Consider the following 25,341-nt stretch of genomic DNA (forward strand, 5'->3'; position numbering starts at 1 on the left):
CAGTTGGACGATCAATTTGAGCTAAGACTTGATTAAGCCGTCTTCTGTTTATCTATTTCTAATACACGATCAAAACTTGCATATTTCTCCTGGACAATCATAAAAGCAATAGCTCCTAGTAAACATGGAACCGCGAATGCCATAAATGCATGCTGTGGAGCTAGATTCGTTGTAAGCAATAGGGCGATGGCTACAGGAGCCAGTATTCCTCCGATTCTCCCAACTCCAACTGCTATACTTAGTCCTGTTGCCCGAATTTCTCTAGGGTAATATTCCGAAATATACGGATTGACTAAATTCTGTGTGCCGACTGTACATGCGCCGGTTAAAGCAATCAATAGATATAATAAGAGCGTATTGGAGGACAAACTTAAGAAAACAAAACTAAGAGCCGCAATGAAGAACATGGATATTAATACTCTGCGATGTCCGATGCGTCCGACTAATATACCTCCAAAGATAGATCCGGTAATTTGTCCAATTGAGAGAACGAGATTAAAGGATAAACTTGAAGCGATTCCATGTCCAGATTCCAGCATGATTTTTGGAAGCCATGTCGTTAAACCAGAAATCACTAACATCGAACAACCGACTGCAAGCCAAAAGGCCAATGTACTAACCGTCCTCTTATTAGAGAAAACTTTCTTAATAGGAAACTCCTTTGTACTTTCTTTAAAATCCTCATATTCAAAGTTGTCTGTTGCTTGATAGTTGCCATCAGGGTCGACTTTATTTAGAATACTTGCTATCTTATCCCCTTGTTTGCGAAGGAGATGATAAGAAACGGATTCCGGAAACTGTTTCAAGAAAAATGGCAATGTTAGGAATGGAATAATGCTAAGCCAATATAAAAATCTCCACCCGAGACTTTCCATCAAGTACATTCCAATTAATGAAGCAAGGATTGCACCGATAGAATAACCGCAATACATGATTGCAACTGTTAATGCCCGCTTTTTCCTAGGTGAGTACTCTGCCATCACAGCTACTAGAATTGGCATAATTCCACCAAGCCCCAATGCAGCAACAATGCGCATAATCAGGAATATATCAGCATTTGGTGCAAATCCAGATAAAAATGTAAAGACACTGAATAAAAATAAGCAAATTGCGATAGCTTTTTTCCGGCCAATGATATCAGATAGAGACCCGAATAAAAACGTTCCAATCATCGTGCCAATGACAGAATAGCTGCTAATTGCTCCTGCTTCCACAACAGTAATATTATAATCCTCCATCATCAATGGCAATCCGATGCCATATAAGGCAACATCAAAGCCGTCAAAGGCAATAGCATAAAAACACCAAAGAAATACGAGCAAGTGAAACTTGTTAAATTTACTGTTTGCCAAAACTTGTGATGTCTGAATGGTTCTCGTCATACGTTTTTCATTCCTTCCAAGTAGTTTTTTCTTCTTATTTGCAAAATTCCCATGGTATTAACACTTACGAATACGGAAAAGTGATTAAGTAGAATCTTATCATGAGGTGAAGGTTATAAGGTAATCTCTAAAATGTATCATTAGCTATAGTTAAAAACTATAGACAAGAAAGTTCGATGCAGGTCCAATCTTTTTTAAGCGGACGAAAGCATCTATGCCAAGTCGGGACCAAGAGGTAAAAATTCCTCAAATGTATTATTGGATTCTATCTATGTGATTACATCAATCAGTACTAATCTTATTCCCCCGAACACCAGTAACTTTTGATGGGGAATTTTACAGTAAAATTTATTCAACATATTTATCAAAAAATCTGCTATTATAATATTTAGTATATTGACGAAAGTAGGCTGATTAAACTGTTAAGTTCCCTTCGTTGGTCCGTTTTCTTTATCGGACTATTAATTTTTAGTTTTGGTATAACAATGACAATCAATGTGCAGCACCTTGGGCTTCATCCATGGGATGTGCTCAATGTTTCTTTTTTTGAAAGGGTCGGTCTATCTATTGGATCATGGAATATTATTATCTCCGTAGTTCTTATTGTCATTTCTTGGCTCCTTGATAAAAGTTACATAAAGTTAGGAACTTTTTTTAATGCAATCTTAGTTGGGGCATTTGTTGATTTCTATATGTGGCTTGATTTCTTGCCAGTACCTAGCAATACGTGGGTTGATGTTGTACTGATGATTATCGGGATTGTGATAATGGGCTTTGGCGGCGGTATATATAATGCGGCAGGAGTTGGTTCTGGTCCTCGAGATGGGTTTATGCTGTCAATTTCTGATAAGCTAGGCGCACCTATTGGCAGAGTTAGAATTATTTCGGAGAGCTTGGTATTGGTGATCGGTTTAATTCTAGGTGGTCCTGTCTTTGTATTTACGTTTATTTTTACCTTCATTCAAAGTCCTATTTTCCAGTACTTTTATTTGAAAATCGGAAGAAGAATTAATGAGATAGAAAATCAGCGTTTCGATAAGAAACTGCCAAGTAATAGTGCTTAAAAATGGTTATTTTTTTTAGGTTGGGGAAAGATAAACGTAAATAGAGAGGGGGCGTTACATGGGATTCATTGATAAGCTCAAAAAGGGAAATACATCGTCAGGGGTTGCAGCATTAGGGAATATCTTTCTTGCTGGAATTAAAGGAGTTGCGGCCAGTTTAAGTGGGAATGGAACCATGTTTGCTTCGGCAATGCATTCTCTAGCAGATTCCATTAATCAGGGATTTGTATATTTTGGAAGTGTGTTAGCGGAATTTCCAGCTTCCAAACGCTTTCCTACTGGCTTTGGTCGAGTCATCAATATCTTTTGTATGATTGCGGTCTTAGTCGTGACCATTATGGCATATGAAACGATTAAAGAAGGCTGGCATTTATTTCAGCATCCAGAACAAACTTCAGGGTTTACCCTTAATATCATTATTCTAGTAGCAGCGTTTTTAGTAGACGGTTTTATTCTGTTTAAGGCAATGAAGGAAATTGCACATGAAACAGGTGGGGGAGATGGTGGAATCTTTAGTACAGCATTTAAAAATGTTGGGAAGGCTTCCCCAGCAACACGTTTAGTATTCTATGAGGATTTAGTTGCGACATCTGGCGCTGTTTTAGCAATCATAGGTATCGTACTGGCACAAACTTTCGGTATTCTTCAAGCAGATGGGATTGTTTCTATTATCATAGGGTTATTGATGTTATTCGTTGCCTTTCGAGTAGGCTATGATAATATGGTCGGTTTAATTGGGGTGGCAGCTCCGAAAGATGTAGAAGATAAGATTACGAGCTTATTGCTTGCGGATGAAGCGGTAGTTGATATTTATCGAATTAGAATCATACAAGAAGGACGATTATTCCATGTCGAAGGAACAGTTGAGCTGAAGAAAGGATTAACTCTTGCAGATGCCGACGATATAAAATTTAGACTAAAGGATATGTTACTTCGGCAGTCAGAAGTGGCAGATGCGCTGATTGGAATTATTGAAGATGATGATAAACTGAGTTGGAAACCGTAAAAATAGACAATCTTGTATTGTCTATTTTTTTGTCTTAAATATAAAATTGCATCAATTAACTTTAATGATAATTATATTTCTGCTTAGAATAAAATTGAATTATCATTACTTAAAGTACTTTGAAAATGCTATTTTGATTTCTGCAATCCTTTTTAATCCATGCTAAAATGATGGCAATTAGGAGGGGATGAAGGGATGGCTACGAAAGCAACAAACATTGTTTTTTTTCCTGACAAGGTTCAGGAGGATTTATTTGATATTTTAGATGATGTTTTTTATTACTCGATTAATTGTTTTAAAGAGAAGATTAATACTATTATTGATGAGTTACTTTCTGGTATGAAAATTTCTAACGAATTAGAGGAGAAAATTTTCTCACAACTGATTTATTGGTCAACATATTGTCTGCCGATTGGGACAAAGAAGGAAACAATATATGAACATTATTTACAAGAAAATAGTGATAGAATCGAGGACAAAACCTTAAAGGTCCGTGAAGTACTTTCTAGTTGGCTTCAGCTTAATCCGAGTTTTTATTACGTTGAAAGGGATGACAGTTTAAGTGGAAGATTATTTGTTTTACGTGAGGTATTCAGTGAGCAATCGAAAATAGTTTGTATCTATAATCGAAAGTTTCAAGCACCTAAGCGTGGAGAGTTAATTTCAGGTCTGTTAATGCCAATGGGAGATGATACGTATACAACATTGGGCGGACTTATTCATTTGCAGGGAAACAATTTAGAACAAGTAGCTAATGAAATGATTGCATATGCTATCAAACATCGTTTAGGTACGAGCCTGGATAATAGGAGAATGCTTTATCCAGTGTTGCTGCTTATTGCGCTAAAGCAACTGGCGAGTGGTAAATAAAATGGTGATGAAGCTAGAGAAAGAAGAGCAGCTTTTAGATTTGATTGAGCGATTAACGGTTAGAACAATAAAGATTATATTTGTGGAAGAGTTTGATAACGATAGGCTTATTCTATTAAGAAGTTTAGGCAGGAGAAAGTAATTTAAAAATATTATAAATCTGCTACTGACAGTATGAAGCTATTTGCTGAGATTTGCGAATTGGAAACACGTAAAAAAATAATAAACGTTGATAACCATAATAAATCGATGAATTTGAGATTAGCCAAACAATGTTTCGTCCTGCTGTTTTGCTTAATCAATCAATGTGTGATAAAATGCTGTAGTTATTATCGGTTTAAGCAGTGAGAATGCTTAAAAACAGTAAACTATAGAAGGGGAAAAAACACTTGAGAGTAGAACAATTAAAGCAGGAATGGTTTGGAAACGTGAAAGGTGATATTTTAGCTGGAATGGTAGTAGCTTTAGCACTAATTCCAGAAGCTATCGCCTTTTCAATTATAGCTGGAGTAGATCCAATGGTAGGATTGTATGCCTCATTTTGTATCGCCATTGTGATTGCCTTTGTTGGTGGACGACCTGGTATGATTTCTGCAGCAACTGGTGCAATGGCAATGTTAATGGTAAATTTAGTAGCATTACACGGTCTTGAGTATTTATTTGCAGCGACAATTCTTACAGGATTGATTCAGATTCTTATTGGTATTTTTAAATTAGCGAAATATATTAAATTTGTTCCACGTTCGGTAATGATTGGTTTTGTGAATGCATTGGCAGTTGTTATTTTTACTGCACAATTACAGCATTTTGTCGGAGAATCCTGGGTAATGTATGCACTTGTAGGGTTGACCTTAGTAATTATTTATCTTTTTCCGCGGATTACAAAGGCTGTTCCTTCAACATTAGTTGCGATTATCATTATAACGGCTATCGTTATTTTCGGAGATATTGGCGTCCGTAATGTTGGGGATATGGGAGATTTATCGAAGCAATTACCTGTGTTTCTTTTCCCTCAGATCCCATTCTCATTGGAGACATTAATGATTATTCTACCTTATTCTTTATCATTAGCGATTGTCGGTTTACTTGAGTCATTATTAACTGCTAATATAATCGACGATATGACAGATACAGAAAGTAATAAAAATAGAGAAGCAAGTGGACAAGGGATTGCGAACATTGTTGCAGGACTATTCGGTGGAATGGCTGGATGTGCGATGATTGGCCAGTCCGTTATTAATGTAAAGTCTGGTGGAAGGGGCAGATTATCAACCTTTGTTGCTGGTGCATTTTTAATGTTCCTGATTGTTGTGCTAGGTGATTTCGTTGTCCAAATACCGATGGCCGCATTAGTAGGCGTGATGATTATGGTTTCGATTAGTACATTTGATTGGGCGTCAGTTAAAAATATTTTAAATGTACCAAGAACAGATGCAGTCGTCATGATTATTACTGTAGCTATCGTTCTAGCAACCAATAATCTTTCTTTAGGGGTTCTAGCCGGAGTCTTACTGAGTGCCATCTTCTTCGCAGTGAAAATCTCGAAAGTAAAGGTGAAAGATACGCTGGATATGAAGGCTGGAAGACGAGTGTATTACGTGGAGGGTCAACTATTCTTCGCTTCAGTCAGCGACTTTGTAGATAAATTCAACTTTAACGATAGTGTCAAACAGGTCGAGATAGACTTAACACATGCACATTTATGGGATGGCTCTGCAACTGGTGCATTGGATAAAATTGAATTGAAATTTTTGCAAAACGATATCAAGGTTCGATTTATCGGCTTGAACGAGGAAAGTCAACAGTTGAAAAATCGGATTAGTGGTGTTACTAAGGGAATGAATTAAAGGAAGAGAACGGCGTTTAAGACAACTCTTAATCGAGCGATAGCCTCAACCTCTAAAAATACACAGAAACCAAATAGGCATTACCTGGGTAAACCCCAGGTAATGCCTATTTAATTGCCCCTGCAACATCATAATCAGACAAGTCAATTTCAAGCTCGCTGCCAAGTGCAAGATTTGCTAGCTGCTTACCAATAAAGGGTCCCATCGTAAGTCCTGATGATCCTAGCCCATTGGCGAGATATAAGCCTTCGTAACCTGGCAGTGCACCGATTACTGGCAGAAATCCGGGAGTAAATGGGCGAAAACCAACTCTTGTCTCAAGAATGGCAGCATTACTCAAACCAGGCGCGATTTCCATTGCTTGGCTGACGATTTCGTGGGTACCTCCAACAGTCACACGATGATCAAAACCCGTGTCATTTTCATGTGTCGTGCCAATGATGATTCTGTCATTAAATGCGAGCATATACTGGCTTGATGGTGGCATTACAACGGGCCAGTTAGACGTGTCTATATCAGGAAGCTGTACGTGCATAATTTGAGCTTTCTGTGGAGTAACATCAAACTTAATATCGAGCGGCTCAAACAGTTCGTTCATCCAAGCACCAGTTGCAGCGATAACAGTATCTGCCTTTATGATTGAATCATTAACAGAAACACCAATTATCTTGTGGCCATCTTTAACCAAATGGGCATCACCTGTAAAAGTACTTGCACCATGCTTTGAGGCAGCACGAAGTAAAGAGTCTCTTAATTTCCTGCCATCGACACGTGCAGCTCCACTAATATGAACAGAGCGATATGTATCGGATAGAATAGGGAACAGGCTTCTTGTTTGTTCCTCATCAAGCATCGTCACTTCCCCAATTTCAGGTGCTTCTTCCCGGCGTTTTAATGCACGATCCCGCATTGCGACTAGTTTCTTTTCATCGGTATGTAAACTAATGGCACCAACCCGTGAGTAACCAGTATCAGCCTCGCCATCTTTTGCCAGCTGATCAATTAAATCAGGGTATACGCGTGCTCCATTCTTGGCTAAATGATACCATGCTTTATTACGTCGTTGCGAAATCCATGGGCAGACGATGCCAGCAGCAGCATCTGTTGCCTGCCCCTTTTGCATTCTATCAATAATAACGACATCGGCACCTTGCTTTGCTAAATAATATGCAGTACTGGCGCCTAGTATCCCGCTACCAATGATAATGATTTTCTTGCGCATTTTACTCTGCTTCCACGACTTGTCTCATTGCTTTTATTTTTCCAGCGTGCTCTGCTTCATGAAATCCGAGCATTATTAGCAAATCTTCGTATGTTTCGATATGACCAAATGGTGCTTTGAAAGGTACATTTGTCTTCCAGAATAAGTCATCAAACTGATTGACTCTCTCTTGCTGGTCTAATAGATATGTCGTTAGCTCTTCTAATGTTGGAGGTGTCGTAGTCCAATCTGCTGGCTTCGTTCCAGAACTAAATAATTCCGCATATTCTTTAGGGAAATGCTCCGATTTTTTCGGATACATAAATAATAGCTTTTCAGTAACAACTAGAACATGGCCTAGATGCCAGCGAATCGTATTATTAAAATATTTTGCCTGAATATCAGCTGTATTTTCATCCAAGTCCTGGATAAACGTGATTAATGATGTTCTTGTTAAATTAAATTGTTTTCTTGACATTATGATTCCTCCTTGTAGTTCAAATTAAAGTATAGATTATTTTGTTAGACATTGAAAGTAATTGTATGATTATAGAGGAAAATGGCGTATTCATGCAGAATTAATTATTGGACAGGGGGAAGTACAGATGAAACAGAAAAATATCATTGGCAGGATATTGTTTTATTTAGGGATTGTAGTAATTATTATTGGTATTGTTCATTCGATTGTTAATTCATACCAGTTAGATTATGAAATGGGTGGCTATGGCGGCGAAGAGTATAAATTTTTCTGGAGCACGTTTTTATATTTATTTCCATCAGCATTTCTTAATGGATTGATATTGATCGGGCTGTCAGAGGCCATTCGTTTATTAGACTCAATCAATCGCAAGGAGCCGCCAACGATTATTACGGCAGGCGAGCAAGTGAAAAATAATGAAGGTATTCAGGTGGTCAGCAATGATAAACCAGAGGTATGGGAAATAAGTGAAGCAGAAGAAGAAAAGATTTATGAGTTATATGCAGATAAGGCTATTTTGGAAATCACACCATATATCACAAAGGGGTATTGTATCGTAAAATTGCAGGATTATGATGGGCCACTAAAACCGTTCGTGAAAGTACTTGATCTAAATGGCATAAACCCAGAGGAAGTACAAAACTTAGATAGAAGAAAAGAAATAATCCAATGGTACAATAACTAGTGCTAATACACAGGTAAAAGTTATGTAAAATATTACTCTTTTTGGTCGAAAGTATGATAATCTTATATAGTGAAATGCTATACATAGAAGGAGAAATGGACATGTCAAAAACATTAATCTTCGGGCATAAGAGCCCTGATACAGATACAATCTGTTCTGCGCTTGCATACGCTGATTTGAAAAATAAACTTGGTGAAACGGCAGAGCCTGCTAGACTGGGATCTGTGAATAAAGAGACACAATTCGCATTGGATTATTTCGGTGTCGAAGCTCCACAATTAATTGAAAAAGTAGATTCGGATGTGGAAGCAGTAATATTAGTCGATCACAATGAATTCCAGCAAAGTGTTGATAATATCAAAGATGTTCGAATCGCTGAAGTAATTGATCATCACCGCATTGCTAATTTTGAAACGAAGGATCCAATCTATTTCCGAGCTGAACCAGTTGGTTGCACTGCAACAATCTTAAATAAAATGTTCAAAGAAAAAGGTATTGAAGTAACAAAAGAAGTAGCGGGATTATTAGTTTCTGCGATTATTTCTGATTCTTTACTATTGAAATCACCAACATGCACGAAAGAAGATGTTGATGCAGCACATGAGTTGGCTGCAATTGCTGGTATTGAACTTGAAACATATGGCTTAAAAATGCTGGAAGCTGGAGCAGATTTAAGCGATAAAACAGCTGCAGACATTATTTCCTTAGATTCCAAAGTATTTGCTATGGGTGACGCAAAGGTTGAAATTGCTCAAGTAAATGCAGTAGATGTTGCAAAGGTTTATGAAGATCAAGCTGAATTGGAAGCGGAAATCGTCAAAGTAATTAAGGAAAAAGATCTTGATTTATTCTTACTAGCAGTAACAGATATTATCAACAACGACTCTGAAGCATTAGCATTAGGAAAAGGTCAAGATAAAGTTGAACAAGCATTTAATGTAACACTTGTAAATAACCGAGCATTGCTTAAAGGCGTTGTGTCACGTAAGAAACAAATTGTAACAGTATTGACGAGTGAGTTTACGAAATAAGTAATCAGAGATAAGGTCGAGGAGAGTTATAAGTCCTCGACCTTTTATTTTGAAATCCTTTTATCTACGGGAAGCACCTGAATATCAGCAGTTGCATCTATCATAATGAGAAAATAAGGCAAATAAAAAAGACTTCTCGTATGAGAAGTCTTTTTCTATTAAAGAGCTTACGCTTTAACAACGTTAGCTGCTTGTGGTCCACGGTTACCTTCTTCGATATCGAAAGTTACTTCTTGACCTTCGTCTAAAGATTTGAAACCTTCACCTTGGATTGCAGAGAAATGTACGAATACGTCGTCTCCACCTTCAACTTCGATGAAACCGAAACCTTTATCTGCGTTAAACCATTTTACTGTACCTTTGCTCATTAAAAAAACCTCCATGTGCTGTTTGCACGTTTATTACTATTTTTGTTCAAGATAATAATCAAGAATAATCACTTAAAAGTCAAAACTTATATCTTGTATCGCTCACGAACAACAATAATTATTCTTAGTATAGCACCAAAGTTTAAGAAAGTATACCTTTTTAGCCAAAAAAAAATAAATAGAACTTTCTTCCTAAATACAGTGAAGCAAGCGACAGTTTAATTATAACAGATAAAATAAATTAGACACTTGACGTTAGATTCATTAATACAAAATATAGCCTAAATCAATTATATCAACGGTTTAAGAGATGTTGCATAATTATCGAGTAGTGATGAAAACTAAGCTTGTAATGAAGGGAGGAATATTTGATGGCTGGGAAACCTAAAGGTCCAAAACAACAAGAACGTGCAAATTTACCTCAAAGTCCTGTGCAACCGTATGGCGAACCTTTAAGTGGGTCGAAAAAAGTGAAGAATGCAAATCATTCGAAGCAAAACACAAATAAGAGTCATGGATTGTAGAATGTATTTAAAATAAATAGTTGTGGTAGGAGCAAATCGATAAAGATATTGCTCCTTGTTATTTTATTTCAGTAAATCCCCCTCATATCTACTGCGTTTGTCGTATAATTATTCGGGTATTATATTTAGAGAAAGAGGGATATAAGAACATGTGGCAAGAGTTTAAAGAATTTGCGTTTAAAGGGAATGTAATCGATTTGGCGATTGGGGTAGTAATTGGTGCTGCCTTCGGTGGAATCGTCACATCATTTGTTGAAAATATTATCACACCATTAATCGGAATGTTGATGGGTGGAATTGACTTTACAGGACTTAAAATTACAATTGATGATGCAGAGGTATTATATGGTAATTTTATTCAATCATTTGTGGACTTTCTAATTGTTGCCTTTGCAATTTTCCTAGCGATACGGTTTATAAGTAAATTTAAACACAAAGAAGAGGTAGAAGAGGAAGAAGAAGAAATCGATGCACAAGCACAACTTCTAACTGAGATTAGAGATTTATTAAAGGAACAGAATCAAAAAAATATAGGATGATTATATAAAAACACTTCCAAAGTTGATTTTGGAAGTGTTTTTTAGTTTGGAGTTTGAGTGGAACCCCAACTTATGGATGTCCAGAGGTTTACCCTCCATAAATTCATATTATTTTCCTTGGACAGGTGCATACAACTTCTGTGCGATTAGCGTTTGGACGATCATGAAGATTCCGCCGACAGCCCAATATAAAGGTAATGCAGCTGGCGCGTTAAGCGATATGAAACCAATCATAATTGGAGAAATTAATCCCATAATTGCCATTTGCTTGCGCATTTGTGGTTCCATGCTTTTTTGTGAGACCTTAAATTGCAGATAATAAACGATTACAGCGATGATAGTTATAAGAATATCCGTTTGCCCTAAATTGAACCATAAGAAAGAATGGGTTGCAATTTCAGGTGTTCTGCGAATCGCATAGTAAAATGCGATTAATATTGGAAATTGAATGAGCATTGGTAAACATCCGGTAAGAGAAGCAAGTGGATTCATATTGTGCTTCTGATAAATTTTCATCATTTCTTGCTGCATTTCCGATCTTGATGCAGTGTCTTTTTTATTTTCATATTTCTTTTGAAGTGCATCTATTTCAGGTTTGATGACACTCATTCTTTCACGCATTTGCATGCTGCTCTTCGTTTGTTTTAATAAAAATGGCATTAATGCCAAGCGGATAATTAACGTAATTATAATAATAGATAATCCATAATTATCGTTGAATATTCCAGCAATACCTTTTATTAATCGTGAAAATGTATAGACGAAGTAATGATCAAACCAGCCAGCTGAGTTTGCATCAATCGGTTCATTTATTGCGCCTTGACAACCTGCTAAAAATACAACGAACAGAAGCAGGAAGCTAATTTTATATTTTTTAAAGAACGTGAATACAGACCTTTTTTCCATTTTTGTCCTCCTCGAATTTTATCTTTTGAAATATTCGAGTTGGAGTATGCTTCGTTATCATCATCAGGGATTTCGATTCGTTTCGTTTTATTTGTAATCCAATTATGAATTTTAATAGCTCCAGAAATCGGCTGCTGTCTTGGAAGGGAATCTAGCTTCAATGCATGACTTTTTCGAATAAACGCATGGTTCTTATCGATGGCACAGCGGAAATCTAGCTGGATATAATCAAAATAAACGACGGACAGTAGAAAACTCAAATAAAGGTAGATTGGCGAAAAATCACTCAATAGTTCATTTAACAATTCAAGAAACATCTGTATTCACCTCCTTTAAAGCGATAATAAAAGTTTATCTTGTTCATACGTTCTATTAACTTATAAAGTTTCAAGTTTAATCTTAGAAAACTTGTTGTCACCAAGCTTTTAGGTGACAGCCTTAGTTGCACTTACCTACTAAAAATAATTATAACGCGAATGACTAATAGATCCAACAGGGAACTATAAAAGCCTACTTTCCTTAAGTTGGAATATTAAGTATAATCAAAATAAAAAAGCGAGGATTAAATATGACGATTATTTCTGATTCATGGTTCACGGTAACGGAATTGGATGAAACCACTTTCGCAATTAGTGAGTATGGGCATTGGGAAAAGGTACATTCATTTTTATTAATTGGTACAAATAAAGCTGCATTGATTGATACTGGACTTGGAATCGATAATATCAAACGAATAACAGATCAATTGACAGATTTACCAATTATTGTACTTACTACTCACGTCCATACAGATCATATTGGCAGCCATGGGGAGTTTACTGAGATTTATGTGCATGAGGCGGAATCGGATTGGTTAATAAATGGAATCGAAGGGTTATCGCTGGAGCAAATTAGAATAAATATTGGAAGGGATATTACCAAAGCAACACCTGCGTCATTTAACTCTGATACTTTTACACCGTTTCAAGGTGAGCCAACAGGTTTATTAGTAGATGGAGACAAGATTGATATTGGTAATCGGCTGTTAGAAATTATACATACACCAGGACATTCCCCTGGTCACTGTTGCATATATGAAAAAGGTCGAAGATACTTGTTCACCGGAGATTTACTTTATTTGGAGACACCGATTTATGCCTTTTACCCTACGACAGATCCGGAAGAATTAGTAAACTCATTGGAGAGAATTGCAAAAATAGAAAATGTAAAAACGGTTTATGGTTCACATAATCAGCTGGGGATTGATGCGTCCATTTTGGATGAAGTGTTAGGAGCAGTAAAAGAACTTCGAGATAGGAATGTTGTAAGACACGGAAGCGGGCTCCACAGCTTTAGACGATTTAGTGTTCAATTTTAGTGAAACTTCAGTCAGTCTCTAGACTGAGCAATTTTCGTTCTAAGGAATGTAGAGGCTAATTCAGTTTCGATGTAAGATTGGAAGTAGCTTAGGACAGAAAGGGATGGATAGGGTGGAAACTATTATCGAAGTTCAGAATCTTAAGAAGTCTTATCGGAAGCGGAAGTCAAAAGAGTATATCCATGCGGTCACAGATGTATCCTTCAAAGTGAATCGGGGAGAAATAGTCGGCCTTCTTGGACCAAATGGAGCAGGGAAAACAACGACAATTAAGATGATATGTGGTCTGCTAATTCCTGATTCCGGAACAATTACAATCAATGGAATCAATAATCGAGAGAAACGTTTGAAAGCATTACGCCATATCAGTGCAGTGCTTGAAGGAAATCGAAATTTATATTGGCGTTTGACTGTTAGAGAGAACCTGGAATATTTTGCTGGAAATCGTGGTGCTTCAAGGAAAGAGGTTAAGAAACAGGTTGATGAATTATTGGAAAAGTTTCGTTTACAAGAGAAATCTTCGGAACTAGTCAATCGTCTTTCACGAGGAATGCAGCAAAAACTGGCAATCGCAGTGGCAATGTTAGCCGATAGTGACGTCATTCTGCTAGACGAACCGACACTTGGACTCGATGTCGAAACAAGCTATGAAGTACGTGATTTACTTCGAAGTATCGCAAGTGATTATAATCGAACGATCATTATTAGCTCCCATGATATGGATGTAATTCAAGATATCTGTGAACGGACCGTGATTATTAATGGAGGAGAGATTGTTACAGATGACAAGGTGGATAATTTATTACGATTGTTTGAAGTTCGTGCCTATACGATAACACTAGGTGGACCATTAAGTGAAAAACAGCAGAAATTACTGAAGCTTACGTTTCCCGGAGCAGAGTATAAGGAAGATATCAATCAATCTTCAGTTGGTGTGGATCTTGAAAAAAGCGAAGCAATCTATGATTTATTTGATATTTTTAAGTTAGAAGAGACACCAGTTTAATCAATTGATCGTAAGTCAATTAATTTTGAAGAAATATTTATGAAAATTGTAAAGGGGGAAATATATAATGCAAGGATTCAATCTTCTTAAGGCAAACATTCGGATGGAATATATTGAATATAAGCGGTACTTACCGAATACGATCGCAATGCTGCTTACTTTTTATATTATTTTTATTGGTATGTTTGCTGGGATTCAATTAATCGGTGACCCAACAACACAGGATTCAAATGTTCAATTTGTGATTGTAAACTATATTTTCTGGTATTTAGCGATGATTGTTGTAAATGCCATTGGCTGGCAAATTACAAATGAAGCGACACAGGGAACACTTGAACAATTGAGTATGTCTCCGATGGGGATTTGGCGCATTATGCTCGCAAGGTTGATATCCTCCACAATCGTAAGTTTTTTGATTATTGTTGCATTACTATATTTATCGATGCTGACGACTGGCCAATGGCTAAATATCGACATTATCACGATATTGCCAATATTAATCTTGACCTTGATTAGTATGTTTGGTCTTGGATTTATTATTGCTGGCCTATCGATTGTCTTGAAACAAATTCAAGCATTTCTCCAAATATTACAGTTCATTCTAGCTGGACTAACCTTTGTTCCGCTAACCGTTGCACCTTTCCTGGCATTTTTCCCCTTTGTAAAAGGGGTCGACTTAGTACGGGCTGTGATGATCCATGGTGTTACACTCAGTCAAATTAGGATGGAAGATTTCCTGATACTAGGATTTAATGCTGTATTCTATTTTGTTATCGGTCTCGGATTCTTTTTCCTCTGTGAACGAGTGGCGATGAAGAAAGGGTTGCTGGCGCATTATTAATACTTGTGTATGTAAGCTGTTAGTTTGGTTGGAGAAATCTGCACATGCATTCCATCTTGATGACACGAAGGAGATTGAAAAGCATTTGATTAATGAATTGAAACATGCAGTGAAAACTTAATTGAAAATAGGTAGCTGCACATGCATCCCCATGGTAACTATCATAGGTTAATAGTGAACCTATAACAAGAAAGGGGATAATCTAATGAGATTTCGTCATGGAAGACATTGTAGATGCCATACTTGTCGAAAGACAATTGTCCATCCTACAAAGTTTAATTGTGTCAATCAATTTTCCGAAAGTGAAGTAGATCATGTGCATCCTTCCCATACTACGATTATGAACCATCATTTAGTGAAGAATAATCACGTATTTCCGCATTCAACATCTGTGCAAAATACAGTTAACAGTGTTGATCAATATGGTGGTTCGTTTGAGGTACCAAGTCCTGGTCAAGTGGCAGGCGCAATGGCACCAGGCTTTGGCCCAGGATTTGGTCCGGGAGGTCAAGTAGCAGGCGCAATGGCACCGGGCTTTGGCCCAGGCTATGGTCCAGGAGGTCAAGTGGCAGGAGCGATGATGCCAGGCTATGGTCCAGGAGGTCAAGTGGCAGGTGCAAATATGCCATTTGGTCCAGGAGGTCAAGTGGCAGGTGTAATGCAGCCAGGTTTTGGACCGCATAAAGGCTGCAAGTGTGGTTGTGGCGGTAATCCATCTCACCATAGATGGTAAAAAAGGTACGGATTATAGAGGGCTGACAAGTGAATTGTCGGCTTTTTCTATTTGATACAATATTTAAAGGGGTTATAATGATATGGATATATTAATTTAAAGACGGTGATTACATATGAAAATCTTAACGGTGACAGGATACAAATCAACAGAATTAGGTATTTTTAAAGAAGATGATTCAAAAGTCCGAATTATCAAGAAAGCAATCGAAAAACGGCTAATTGGATTTATAGAAGAAGGACTAGAATGGGTTCTCGTTTCCGGTCAAATGGGTGTCGAGCTCTGGACGGCAGAAGTCGTTCTCGATTTAAAGGAAACATATGATATCAATCTTGGTATCTTTCCACCCTTTGAAAATCAGGACAATCGCTGGCCAGAACCATTGAAATATAAATACGAAGAGCTGACAATGATTGCCGACTTTTACCAGCCAATTTATAATGGCGATTATAAAGCACCCTATCAATTTAAAGCGAAAAACATGTGGCTAGTCGATAAGAGTGACGGCTGCCTACTCCTAATGGATGATGAATTTCCAGGGAGTACAAAATATTTTTATGACATTGCAAAGCAGGCAGATGGAAACTATCCAATCTTCCTAATCACTCCGATGGATTTGGAAGATATTGTAGAGGAAATACGGATGGCGGATCCGGATTATTGGAGCTGACTTAGTTTGCGCAAGCTTGTGTGGTCTAGGGCTTCGAGGCAGGCACGGAAGGGCGCAGAAATTTGGGAGTGTGCCAAAATTACCGAGGGGGCGCAGAAATACCGATATATTTGAAAATACGCCGATATATCGAGCAAAGGCGCCGATATCCATTCCGTTCACGCCGATATTCGACAAAATAAGCAACAATAGTTGAGATTCCCTCATGCTACCGCTACAATTTCCGCTGGATTTACATTAATTATTTCACCGCAGAGCGCATATCATTAAAAGAACGGAACTGCGCATTTTGGAAAGGTGGAATCATGTTGTATTATCCATATCAGTATCCTTCAAATGCAGAATATAGACCGGCACAGCATCAATCATCGGCACGTCGTGTACTGACTGTTTCTGGGAATGGACAAATTTCAGTAGAGCCGAATATCTTAACCATCCAATTAGAAGTTGTGACGGAAAACGAATCTTTACGTCAGGCACAGCAGGAAAATGCAAATACAATGAATCAAGTAATTCAAGCACTACTTAACTTGGGAATTCCAAGAGAAAATATTCATACAACTGTTTTTACAATATTTCCTAGATACGATTTTGTTGATGGAAAGCAAGTTTTTCGAGGTTATGATGTTACTAATGGAATTACTGTGGAGATAAGTGCAATTGATCAAGCGGGTGCCATCATTGATGAGGCAGTGAAAAATGGAGTGAATCGTGTTTCAAATATCCAATTTACTGTTCGTGATAAGGATATGTACTACCAGCAGGCCCTTAGTGCTGCCCTTGAAAATGCGAATGGCAAAGCTGAAGCCATCGCAAGGACATTGCGACTTAATCTTAATCAGCCGCCAATTAAGATTGTGGAGCAATCTACCGGAACTCCTCCTATTACGTATAAAGTGACGGCAGCATCAGCAGAAAGTTTTGCAACACCAATTGAGCCTGGGCAAATAATGGTGAGTGCAACGGTTGAGGTACAATACCAGTACTAGTAGAAAGCAAGTGATGGCATTCCGTCACTTGCTTTTTGCTAGATAAGAAAGCATGCATAGATGCAACTGAGCATGCCACCCAAAGGCTTGGCTTAAACCTAGTCTTCTAACGGTTAAGAAACTTGGAAATCGTTGCTCTATAACTGTCCAATAGAAAATAAGAGACACTATGGTAAAAATAGTTACGCTAATAGTAATAAATGTTATAATGTTAGAAATATTTTAATTGAGTAACTACTTGAGGTGATTATTTGGATTATTTGATTCGAAACATGAAGAAGAAGGATATCCCACAGGTTCAGCATGTTGCGAAAACAAGCTGGAATGCTACATATGAAGGGATTATTCCATTAGGCATTCAAGAGAATTTTTTACTTTCAGCTTATAGCGATAAAAATATGAAAAGCAGACTAAAGCATTCAATTATTTATGTTGCTGAGGCAGAGGGTAAAATTGTTGGCTTTGCAAACTACTCACCAATTACAACTGACGGAAAAACAGAACTAGGTGCTATCTATTTATATCCAGAATATCAAGGAAAAGGGATTGGTACTGCGTTTTTACAGCAAGGGATCAAGCAATTAGGAAATGTAAAAGAAATCCTTCTAAATGTGGAGAAAAACAATAAAATTGGCATGAACTTCTATACTGCAAAAGGATTTGAAGTCGTGTCAGAGTTCGAGGATAACTTTGGCGGACATATATTAAATACGGTACGAATGGTGTTAAAAGTTAATAAAATTACGAGTAATAGTTAGACAATGCTTTTGAAATAGGGATGTGTGTATGGGGGAATTAGATGAAGTATCAGAGAAGAAGGGTATGAGAGAAAAGTTAATAGCAATAGCGACAATAACAGTCCTGCTTGCCATTGCATTCGGATTGGTGATAGGTTTCTATTTCTTTGGTTTTGCAGGGTTGTTTAATCTTTTTGATGTTAAATATGATACGCTATTTACAATCCTTACCTTTATATTATTTGTGTTAATCATCGGCATATTTACGGATATTTTGGCGAAAGTACCGCGCATTATTTTTTCTCGGTTTTTAACAGGAAAATACACATTAATTGTCTGCGCGATTATGATTGAGGCATTCTTTAGTTGGATTGCAATATTTACTGCTGATGAACTCCTGACTGGTCTAAACGTTCCTTTAACGGTAGAGTTAGTTGCAGCGTTAATTGTGTCTATTGCAGAATACTTGTTGGACCAAGATGATGTCGGGGAAAAGTAATCCAATGGAGAGCGGAATGGTTTTATTTCCAGCTCAAATTGAAAAGGACAGTGAAAGGTAACATTCTACCTTTCACTGTCCTTTTACCTGTGAGATAAATATCCAAATTTATTTTGAAGCTTTGCTCCAACGATATAATCCCAACACTCCGCAATCGTTACAGTATGCAATTTATTATAATACGCTAACATTCAAAGCATCAAAAACATGTACAGCTGCCTGTGCTACTTGGACATCATGTTCTACAGAACTTCCACTCACACCTACAGCACCAATAACCTTACCATCTCTAACAAGTGGGAATCCACCACCGAAGACAACAAGGCGTCCATTATTTGTCGTGTTCAAGCCAAAAAGCTCCGCATTAGGAACGGTTGCCTCAGCCAAGTTTGAAGTTGGCATTTTTAATGCAACAGAAGTCCATGCCTTGTTTTGGGCAATCTCAATACTAGCGAGCCAAGCATCATCCATGCGATGAACGGCAATGAGGTTTCCGCCTTCATCTACAACTGAAATAACCATCTGAACGCCAATCTTTTGTGCTTCTTCTTCTGCACCATCAATTAATTGTTTAGCAATTTCTAAATTAATCTTACTCATCATAAATTCCTCCTAACATATTAGTCAATTTTATGTTGCGTGAAGCCCAATCGTTTCTCGGAGTATAACTACACTTTTACTTTGAGTGCGGTTAAATATTTTTCTATGATGTTAACTTATCATTATCTTAAACTGGATTTACTATCTAGTAAAATGACTAGTACAGATAGTAGACATCGGTAATACTAATACGGATTAGATTTGATTTACTGCAACATTAAGATACGGTGTCAGCAATGGTGGATTGGCAATATTCGCAAAGTCGTTAATCGTTTCAATAAATTTATCCATTGTATTGGTTAAATACGTCTCTTTCCGGATAATAAATACAGTAGATATTTTACTGTACTCATCTGGCAGCGGATGGCATTGAATGGCACCTTCCAATTCCAAATGCCTTACAGTAGATTGTGGGACTAGACTAATTCCAAGACCTGAGATAACACTGCCGAGTATCGTTTCTAATGTACCGAATTCCATTATCTTCGCATTAATAATACCTTCTTCACTAAGCCAGCTTTCTAGACGAGCCCGATAACTGCAACCTGTCTTGAATACGAGGAGAGGCTTATTTTTCAGATCATCTATAGTGTTTTTTTCATAGCTGGATATTAATACTAAATTTTCCTGGAAAACCTCAATTTGTTCAATATCAGGATGCGAGTTAAAGCCTGTAACAAATGCACCATCTAGTTTTCTTTTCAGGATTTGATCGATAAGTTCTTTTGTCACACCTGTTATTAGGGATAAATCAACATTTGGGTAATTTCTATGATAGGCAGATAAAATCATTGGCAGTTTAATAACCGTTTCAACTGTTCCAATTTCTAGTGTACCTGATGGGCTATCGGAATCCTGGAAGGCTTTTTTCATTTCGTCTATCATGGAAAGAATCTTTTCCGAATGGGCTAAAAGCTTTTTTCCTTCAGAATTGAGGGTTGTACCACGACTATGCCTGTGAAATAGTTGAGTTTGTAATTCTGATTCCAGCAATTTTATTCTGGCAGTGACATGGGATTGCACAAAGTTTAATTCATTTGCTGCTTTGCTGATACTGCCATGATGGGCAACACTTTGAAAAATACGCAAATCTTTAATCTCCATTTGAACCCCCCTCTAAAAGATATGTAATATTTTCTTCAAGCATTCAGCAGCAATGGTAGAATTGCTGCTTGGCTATCTTTGCTCATTATGAATATTTACATTTTATAATAGTCTAAAAATATAAACAAGTGGGAAAAGTCCTGTTGCAGTGTTTGTCCTGGAAGATTATTATAGAGATAATCATGTGGAAAATTATTATGGAAGAGAGATAGTATTCTCTAATTCAGATGGAAGATATCTTTTTCCCTCATTATACGTGAAGGGAAAAGCATTATATAATTTATTTATATAAGAAAGCGCTTACTATTTAATGGGTGAAACGAAACAAGTTATCTCAAAGCTTTTAAAGGAAAAAGGGGGATTATAAATGACTAGACATTTTGAAGTAATTGTTGTTGGTGCTGGTTCTATGGGGATGGCTGCAGGCTATTATTTAGCGAGACAAGGGGTTAGAACATTATTAATCGATGCGTATGATCCGCCACATGATCAGGGAAGCCACTTCGGTGAAACACGAATTATCCGACATGCATATGGTGAGGGAAGGGAGTATGTTCCACTGGCACTCCGGTCACAAGAGCTATGGGATGAGCTTGAGAAGAAATCACATCTAAAAATATTTACACAAGCTGGTGCAATGGGGTTTGGGCCAAAAGGAAATGCTCCATTTATTGATGAGGCAATTGCAAGTGGAAAAGAATATAATTTAGCAGTCGATTATCTCTCAGGAGCTGAAATGAAAGAGCGTTTTCCAGGGTTAACTGTTCCAGATGATTACAATGCCTTTTATGAATCAAATTCAGGATATTTATATAGTGAAAACTGTATCCAGGCTTACAGAGAGCTTGCAGAACACCATGGTGCTGAATTATCAGTAAACAATCCTGTTCTCAATATTGAGGCATATGAGGATGGTGTAAAGGTTGTTACGGAAAAAGACGAATTTACAGCAAATAAGCTAATTATTAGCGGTGGTGCTTGGAATAAAGAGATCCTTGGCAAACTAGACCTTGATTTGCCACTTATACCAACACGTCAACCTGTTGCTTGGTTTGAGGCCGATGAATCGTTATTTAATGTAAACAATTTCCCTACTTTCATGGTTGAGGTTCCGCATGGTGACACAAGAGCTATATATTACGGATTTCCTACATTTGGCGGATGCGGTGTAAAAGTGGGAAGACATGATTATGTTGATATCATTAATCCAGAGACAATGAATCGTGAATTTGGTTCTGATCCAAATGATGAGGGACATATTCGCGAATTTTTGGATAAATTTATGCCAAAAGCTTCAGGAGCGTTAAAGAAAGGGGTCATTTGTATGTACACGAGAACCCCTGATGGTCACTTTATCATTGATAAACATCCACAGTACCCACATATTTCTATCGCAGCAGGATTTGCTGGACATGGCTACAAGTTTGCAAGTGTTGTAGGTGAAATATTATCTCAATTAACTGTAAAAGGTGAAACAGAGCACGATATTTCTATATTTAGAATTGATAGACCAAGTTTGAAGGAGAAGAGTGTCAGTAAGTAAGGTATGAAGGATTTTATCGAATAATAATAATTGTAAAAAAGATGTCCAGAAATAGGCATCTTTTTTAATGTGAAATATTAGCTTTTACTTATTGTGTGTCTTGCAGGAAGAGACTGCCTAAGATAAAATGAGCTTGTTAATAGAAAAATTACAATTTAAAGTGAGTTAGAAGTAAACAAAATTTTAAATGGAAAAGTTAGGAGTATAGCGCAAATATCATACATAAAACATTGTAGAAGCTGTCATTTCTAAGAGATTAATATAACAGGAGAAGTTCAGTCATGATTATTGAAAAGCTTAAATCAACAGAAGCACCGCCAATGGAATTGCTTCTATCAGCGGATCCGTCACGCGAACTTGTAGAGAAATATTTAGCATCTGGAGAATGTTTCATTGCAAAGAGGCAAGATGAGATTATCGCAGTTTATATTTTATTGTCAATAAAATCAACTGTTACTGAAATAATGAATATTGCTGTGGCAAAAAAAGAGCAAGGAAAAGGGATTGGAAAGGAATTAATCAAGCATGCCATTGAATATGCTAGAAAGCAAGGGTATGCTGCCATTGAAGTAGGTACAGGAAATTCAAGTCTCGGCCAACTCGCGCTCTATCAAAAGTGTGGATTTCGTATCAACGGAATTGAATATGATTTCTTTACAAGAAATTATGAAGAGGAAATTATTGAAAATGGGATTATTTGCCGGGACATGATTCGATTAGAGCGGAAGCTGACATGATGTAACTGAATTGGAGTAAATCAATAGATTGGGGGCGAAATAAAATGGAGAACGAGGAAAAATATTTAAGAGCGAAGAAACGTGTGCAAAATCTAAAAGAATTTTATCAACATTTGCTTTCCTATGTTTTAGTGAATACCATGCTATTTATCATTAATATGGTTACCGATCCAAGTTATTGGTGGTTTATCTTTCCGCTCATGGGGTGGGGAATTGGACTAATCGCGCATGCTTTCTCCGTTTATTCTGATGGATTCATGGGCGCAGACTGGGAGGAAAGAAAAATAAAGGAATATATGGAGAAGGATAGGCGAGACGAATAAGTTTTATAATAATAGTGTGTGCTTTTTAGAAAGGGACAATGACTTAGGTTACCGTTCTATTCGATTTGCCGCTGAGAATAGGACATTTTGCTTCCAAGGATTTCCAATTACCACCACTATCCATGAAAAATGAGGGGATTGGTTTAATGCCTATCAGTCATTCTTTATGTGAGCAGTTTGCTGCCATTATACAAGGAAAAGGATCAATGAATAACGGGGTTTGCTCCGTTTCATTATCGCGGCAGTTTCATGCTACTATCCAAGGGAAATCGAGTATCTCTATTGTACCCGTAGACGTTTTATTTGAATCTCTGGACAGTAATGGAAACGCACTAAACCTTGCTGAAATCGCTATTCTCCAAGAAGAAATACCGTCATTTATGCATGCTGTAGTTCAACAAGGAATTATTGTCAGTGCATTACATAATCATTGGTTATATACCTCCCCGCTGATAATGTACATCCATCTTCAATCTGTTGAGCCACCTTTAAATTTCGCAAAGAAGATTGCGTATGCTTTCACCTTTTTGAAAAGTCCTCCCATTGCTAAAAAGTGAGAAATCAACCTTAACTAACAAACCAATTATGTGGATTCATAGATTGTCATAAAGCTTTTAAAAAAGGCTACCTTATTGCACTGCATTTATGCGGTGCTATTGTTTTTCTAAAAAGTAACAAAGTTTAGCAAAGAATCGACTAGATTATCGCAGTTACTATTTTAGAAAACACTTATATAAAGATTCTCATAATTCCTCATTAAGAATGATCGCTTGTTCTATTTTAAATTCTTCAATATTCGCTCGCCTATTTATTAGAAAATTAATGAATCTTTGAAATTCTGCCGATGGAATTATGATAAAATAACAAGGAGTGAGGTTTCGTGATTTTACATACTGTAGTATCGGAACAGGTGGAAGAGAGAACCGCCAACATAGGGTAGGGGGAAGGACATGATGTATAAATACACCATTTGTTTCATTAAAAGAGGAAATGAAATATTACTATTGAATCGTGAGAAAGCGAGCTGGATGGGAAGATGGAATGGTGTTGGTGGTAAGATAGAATTGGGTGAATCACCATTGGAATGCATCTTACGTGAAATTAAGGAAGAAACAGGGATTGAAGTAGCTAAAGTGGCATATAAAGGCACGGTTACATGGATTGAAAACAATGTTTCTCAAGGTGGCATGTATGCGTATGTTGCAGAAGTAGCTGAAACTTATCAATATCCTACGCCATTGAAAACAGCGGAAGGGATATTAGATTGGAAGAAAATTGACTGGATATTGCATCCTGAAAATGAAGGTATCGCAAATTTGAAGTATTATTTACATACAATGTTAGAAGACGATCGTACATATGAACATCAATTTGTTTATGATTCAGATAGGGTTCTTGATTTTGCAGCAATTCCTCAGGAGGAAGAGGCTGCAATCGGCAAATAAAAAGAGGGGGTCAGGGATGTTAACAAATAAACAATTAATAGAATTAGAATCTCTCCAATCTATCTGTGAGACAGGTAATAATTATGAATTAAAACTAAATTGGGACATGCTAAGAACAAGAGAGGGAACTGAAGTAAATGATTTCTTTCACTATGAAAATGGTGTGCTTGTCGGATTTTTAGGTCTCTATGTTTTTGGAAACAAAGCAGAAATATGTGGAATGGTGCATCCACAGTTCCAGAGAAAAGGAATCTTTACGAATCTATTATCGAAAGCAATTCAAGTTTGTGTGGAACGACAATATGAGGAAATATTATTGAATGCTCCTGCAAACTCTAATACGGGCAAGAAATTTCTATACTCAATAACATGCAATTATGCTTTTACAGAATATCAGATGAAATGGCTTGAAACCGAATTAATAGAAGATAAGGATATTCGAATAAGGCCCTCAGTGTCTGCAGCTGATCTTCAGTTGGAAATACAGCTGGATGTGAGCTGTTTTGGATTTTCGGGAGCAGAGGCAGTCGATTATAACAATCGGATAAGACGGGAGAACGATCAACAATTTAATATAATTGAATTTGCTGGAGAAGCTGTTGGGAAAATACGTGTCTCCCATGAAGGAAATGATGCTTGGATATATGGATTTGCTGTTTTACCAGAACATCAAGGCATTGGAATTGGCAGAAAAGCTTTGAAGAAAATAGTACTGGAAGAGCATAAACGGGGAAATAGTATTTTCCTTGAAGTTGAGGCAACAAACGCTCATGCGTTAAAGCTCTATGAATCAAGTGGTTTTCAATCATTCCATGCACAGGATTATTATCGGTATTACCGAAATAATAAATGAAAA

General features: G+C 37.1%; 30 protein-coding genes. 22 read left to right on the plus strand and 8 right to left on the minus strand.

Annotated features, from left to right (window positions below; translation table 11 throughout):
• Positions 1 to 32: 32 nt before the first annotated feature.
• Positions 33 to 1,382 carry an MFS transporter gene (locus CUC15_RS06210; RefSeq protein ID WP_114915827.1) on the minus strand — a complete coding sequence of 450 codons (1,350 nt, stop codon included), beginning with the start codon at positions 1,380 to 1,382 and terminating at the stop codon, positions 33 to 35.
• Between the two features lie 419 nt (positions 1,383 to 1,801).
• Here CUC15_RS06210 and CUC15_RS06215 point away from each other — a divergent pair, with 419 nt between their 5' ends.
• From CUC15_RS06215 to CUC15_RS06230, 4 genes are all read left to right on the plus strand, one after another.
• Complete coding sequence (locus CUC15_RS06215) at positions 1,802 to 2,446, plus strand: YczE/YyaS/YitT family protein (RefSeq protein WP_114915828.1); 645 nt, start codon at positions 1,802 to 1,804, stop codon at positions 2,444 to 2,446.
• A gap of 58 nt (positions 2,447 to 2,504) precedes the next feature.
• A complete protein-coding gene (locus CUC15_RS06220; RefSeq protein ID WP_114915829.1) occupies positions 2,505 to 3,452 on the plus strand; it encodes a cation diffusion facilitator family transporter in 948 nt (315 codons plus the stop codon).
• A gap of 195 nt (positions 3,453 to 3,647) precedes the next feature.
• On the plus strand, positions 3,648 to 4,322 hold the full coding sequence (locus CUC15_RS06225; RefSeq protein WP_114915830.1) for a hypothetical protein: 675 nt from the start codon (positions 3,648 to 3,650) through the stop codon (positions 4,320 to 4,322).
• Between the two features lie 389 nt (positions 4,323 to 4,711).
• Positions 4,712 to 6,169, plus strand: a complete 1,458-nt coding sequence (locus tag CUC15_RS06230) for a SulP family inorganic anion transporter (RefSeq protein WP_114915831.1) — start codon at positions 4,712 to 4,714, stop codon at positions 6,167 to 6,169.
• Positions 6,170 to 6,275: 106 nt separating this feature from the next.
• On the opposite strand, the gene CUC15_RS06235 is transcribed toward CUC15_RS06230, so the two are convergent.
• Together CUC15_RS06235 and CUC15_RS06240 are read right to left on the minus strand one after the other, a co-directional pair.
• Positions 6,276 to 7,391, minus strand: a complete 1,116-nt coding sequence (locus CUC15_RS06235) for an NAD(P)/FAD-dependent oxidoreductase (RefSeq protein WP_114915832.1) — start codon at positions 7,389 to 7,391, stop codon at positions 6,276 to 6,278.
• Between the two features lies 1 nt (position 7,392).
• Positions 7,393 to 7,848: a DinB family protein gene (locus CUC15_RS06240; RefSeq protein WP_114915833.1), complete on the minus strand. Its 456-nt coding sequence runs from the start codon at positions 7,846 to 7,848 to the stop codon at positions 7,393 to 7,395.
• 127 nt (positions 7,849 to 7,975) lie between these two features.
• Between CUC15_RS06240 and CUC15_RS06245 the strand changes: the two genes are divergently transcribed.
• Positions 7,976 to 8,533, plus strand: a complete 558-nt coding sequence (locus CUC15_RS06245) for a hypothetical protein (RefSeq protein ID WP_114915834.1) — start codon at positions 7,976 to 7,978, stop codon at positions 8,531 to 8,533.
• 101 nt (positions 8,534 to 8,634) lie between these two features.
• Positions 8,635 to 9,564, plus strand: a complete 930-nt coding sequence (locus tag CUC15_RS06250; protein WP_114915835.1) for a manganese-dependent inorganic pyrophosphatase — start codon at positions 8,635 to 8,637, stop codon at positions 9,562 to 9,564.
• 167 nt (positions 9,565 to 9,731) lie between these two features.
• Here CUC15_RS06250 and CUC15_RS06255 read toward each other — a convergent pair whose 3' ends face one another.
• A complete protein-coding gene (locus tag CUC15_RS06255) occupies positions 9,732 to 9,932 on the minus strand; it encodes a cold-shock protein (protein ID WP_114915836.1) in 201 nt (66 codons plus the stop codon).
• Positions 9,933 to 10,303: 371 nt separating this feature from the next.
• Here CUC15_RS06255 and CUC15_RS06260 point away from each other — a divergent pair, with 371 nt between their 5' ends.
• Positions 10,304 to 10,456, plus strand: a complete 153-nt coding sequence (locus tag CUC15_RS06260) for a small acid-soluble spore protein P (RefSeq protein ID WP_114915837.1) — start codon at positions 10,304 to 10,306, stop codon at positions 10,454 to 10,456.
• A gap of 149 nt (positions 10,457 to 10,605) precedes the next feature.
• The gene (gene mscL / locus CUC15_RS06265) at positions 10,606 to 10,995 is read left to right on the plus strand and encodes a large conductance mechanosensitive channel protein MscL (protein WP_114915838.1); all 390 of its coding nucleotides are present in this window, start codon (positions 10,606 to 10,608) and stop codon (positions 10,993 to 10,995) included.
• A gap of 108 nt (positions 10,996 to 11,103) precedes the next feature.
• Here mscL and yidC read toward each other — a convergent pair whose 3' ends face one another.
• Positions 11,104 to 11,901 carry a membrane protein insertase YidC gene (yidC, locus tag CUC15_RS06270; RefSeq protein WP_114915839.1) on the minus strand — a complete coding sequence of 266 codons (798 nt, stop codon included), beginning with the start codon at positions 11,899 to 11,901 and terminating at the stop codon, positions 11,104 to 11,106.
• Positions 11,826 to 12,218, minus strand: a complete 393-nt coding sequence (locus CUC15_RS06275) for a hypothetical protein (protein ID WP_114915840.1) — start codon at positions 12,216 to 12,218, stop codon at positions 11,826 to 11,828. The genes yidC and CUC15_RS06275 overlap by 76 nt, the downstream gene beginning before the upstream one ends.
• Before the next feature lie 251 nt (positions 12,219 to 12,469).
• On the opposite strand from CUC15_RS06275, the gene CUC15_RS06280 reads away from it, so the two are divergent.
• The 8 genes from CUC15_RS06280 to CUC15_RS06315 all read left to right on the plus strand — a co-directional run bounded on the left by CUC15_RS06280 (position 12,470) and on the right by CUC15_RS06315 (position 18,733).
• Entirely contained in the window at positions 12,470 to 13,258 is a 789-nt protein-coding gene (locus tag CUC15_RS06280; RefSeq protein WP_114915841.1) for an MBL fold metallo-hydrolase, read from the plus strand.
• A gap of 112 nt (positions 13,259 to 13,370) precedes the next feature.
• Positions 13,371 to 14,264: an ABC transporter ATP-binding protein gene (locus CUC15_RS06285; protein WP_242985960.1), complete on the plus strand. Its 894-nt coding sequence runs from the start codon at positions 13,371 to 13,373 to the stop codon at positions 14,262 to 14,264.
• Positions 14,265 to 14,331: 67 nt separating this feature from the next.
• The gene (locus CUC15_RS06290) at positions 14,332 to 15,105 is read left to right on the plus strand and encodes an ABC transporter permease (protein ID WP_114915842.1); all 774 of its coding nucleotides are present in this window, start codon (positions 14,332 to 14,334) and stop codon (positions 15,103 to 15,105) included.
• A 205-nt stretch (positions 15,106 to 15,310) separates the two neighbouring features.
• On the plus strand, positions 15,311 to 15,838 hold the full coding sequence (locus CUC15_RS06295) for a spore coat protein (protein ID WP_114915843.1): 528 nt from the start codon (positions 15,311 to 15,313) through the stop codon (positions 15,836 to 15,838).
• Between the two features lie 115 nt (positions 15,839 to 15,953).
• Positions 15,954 to 16,508, plus strand: coding sequence for an SLOG family protein (locus CUC15_RS06300; RefSeq protein ID WP_114915844.1), 555 nt, complete (start codon positions 15,954 to 15,956; stop codon positions 16,506 to 16,508).
• Positions 16,509 to 16,813: 305 nt separating this feature from the next.
• Positions 16,814 to 17,497 carry an SIMPL domain-containing protein gene (locus tag CUC15_RS06305; RefSeq protein WP_114915845.1) on the plus strand — a complete coding sequence of 228 codons (684 nt, stop codon included), beginning with the start codon at positions 16,814 to 16,816 and terminating at the stop codon, positions 17,495 to 17,497.
• A gap of 251 nt (positions 17,498 to 17,748) precedes the next feature.
• A complete protein-coding gene (locus CUC15_RS06310) occupies positions 17,749 to 18,255 on the plus strand; it encodes a GNAT family N-acetyltransferase (protein ID WP_205317665.1) in 507 nt (168 codons plus the stop codon).
• 28 nt (positions 18,256 to 18,283) lie between these two features.
• Entirely contained in the window at positions 18,284 to 18,733 is a 450-nt protein-coding gene (locus CUC15_RS06315; protein ID WP_114915846.1) for a YrvL family regulatory protein, read from the plus strand.
• Between the two features lie 174 nt (positions 18,734 to 18,907).
• Here CUC15_RS06315 and CUC15_RS06320 read toward each other — a convergent pair whose 3' ends face one another.
• Positions 18,908 to 19,333, minus strand: a complete 426-nt coding sequence (locus tag CUC15_RS06320) for a GlcG/HbpS family heme-binding protein (RefSeq protein WP_205317666.1) — start codon at positions 19,331 to 19,333, stop codon at positions 18,908 to 18,910.
• 195 nt (positions 19,334 to 19,528) lie between these two features.
• Complete coding sequence (locus tag CUC15_RS06325) at positions 19,529 to 20,437, minus strand: LysR family transcriptional regulator (RefSeq protein WP_114915848.1); 909 nt, start codon at positions 20,435 to 20,437, stop codon at positions 19,529 to 19,531.
• A 367-nt stretch (positions 20,438 to 20,804) separates the two neighbouring features.
• Here CUC15_RS06325 and solA point away from each other — a divergent pair, with 367 nt between their 5' ends.
• The 6 genes from solA (at position 20,805) to CUC15_RS06355 (ending at position 25,338) form a co-directional block, all read left to right on the plus strand.
• Complete coding sequence (gene solA, locus CUC15_RS06330; RefSeq protein WP_114915849.1) at positions 20,805 to 21,980, plus strand: N-methyl-L-tryptophan oxidase; 1,176 nt, start codon at positions 20,805 to 20,807, stop codon at positions 21,978 to 21,980.
• Positions 21,981 to 22,261: 281 nt separating this feature from the next.
• A complete protein-coding gene (locus CUC15_RS06335; RefSeq protein ID WP_114915850.1) occupies positions 22,262 to 22,717 on the plus strand; it encodes a GNAT family N-acetyltransferase in 456 nt (151 codons plus the stop codon).
• A gap of 44 nt (positions 22,718 to 22,761) precedes the next feature.
• Entirely contained in the window at positions 22,762 to 23,040 is a 279-nt protein-coding gene (locus tag CUC15_RS06340) for a 2TM domain-containing protein (protein WP_114915851.1), read from the plus strand.
• 146 nt (positions 23,041 to 23,186) lie between these two features.
• Entirely contained in the window at positions 23,187 to 23,597 is a 411-nt protein-coding gene (locus CUC15_RS06345; RefSeq protein WP_114915852.1) for a DUF1259 domain-containing protein, read from the plus strand.
• Positions 23,598 to 23,990: 393 nt separating this feature from the next.
• On the plus strand, positions 23,991 to 24,485 hold the full coding sequence (locus CUC15_RS06350) for an NUDIX hydrolase (protein WP_341457193.1): 495 nt from the start codon (positions 23,991 to 23,993) through the stop codon (positions 24,483 to 24,485).
• A gap of 16 nt (positions 24,486 to 24,501) precedes the next feature.
• Positions 24,502 to 25,338, plus strand: a complete 837-nt coding sequence (locus CUC15_RS06355) for a GNAT family N-acetyltransferase (RefSeq protein WP_114915854.1) — start codon at positions 24,502 to 24,504, stop codon at positions 25,336 to 25,338.
• The last annotated feature ends 3 nt before the right edge of the window (positions 25,339 to 25,341 follow it).

Origin of the sequence: Oceanobacillus zhaokaii (genome assembly GCF_003352005.1) — a bacterium.
GTDB lineage: Bacteria > Bacillota > Bacilli > Bacillales > Amphibacillaceae > Oceanobacillus > Oceanobacillus zhaokaii.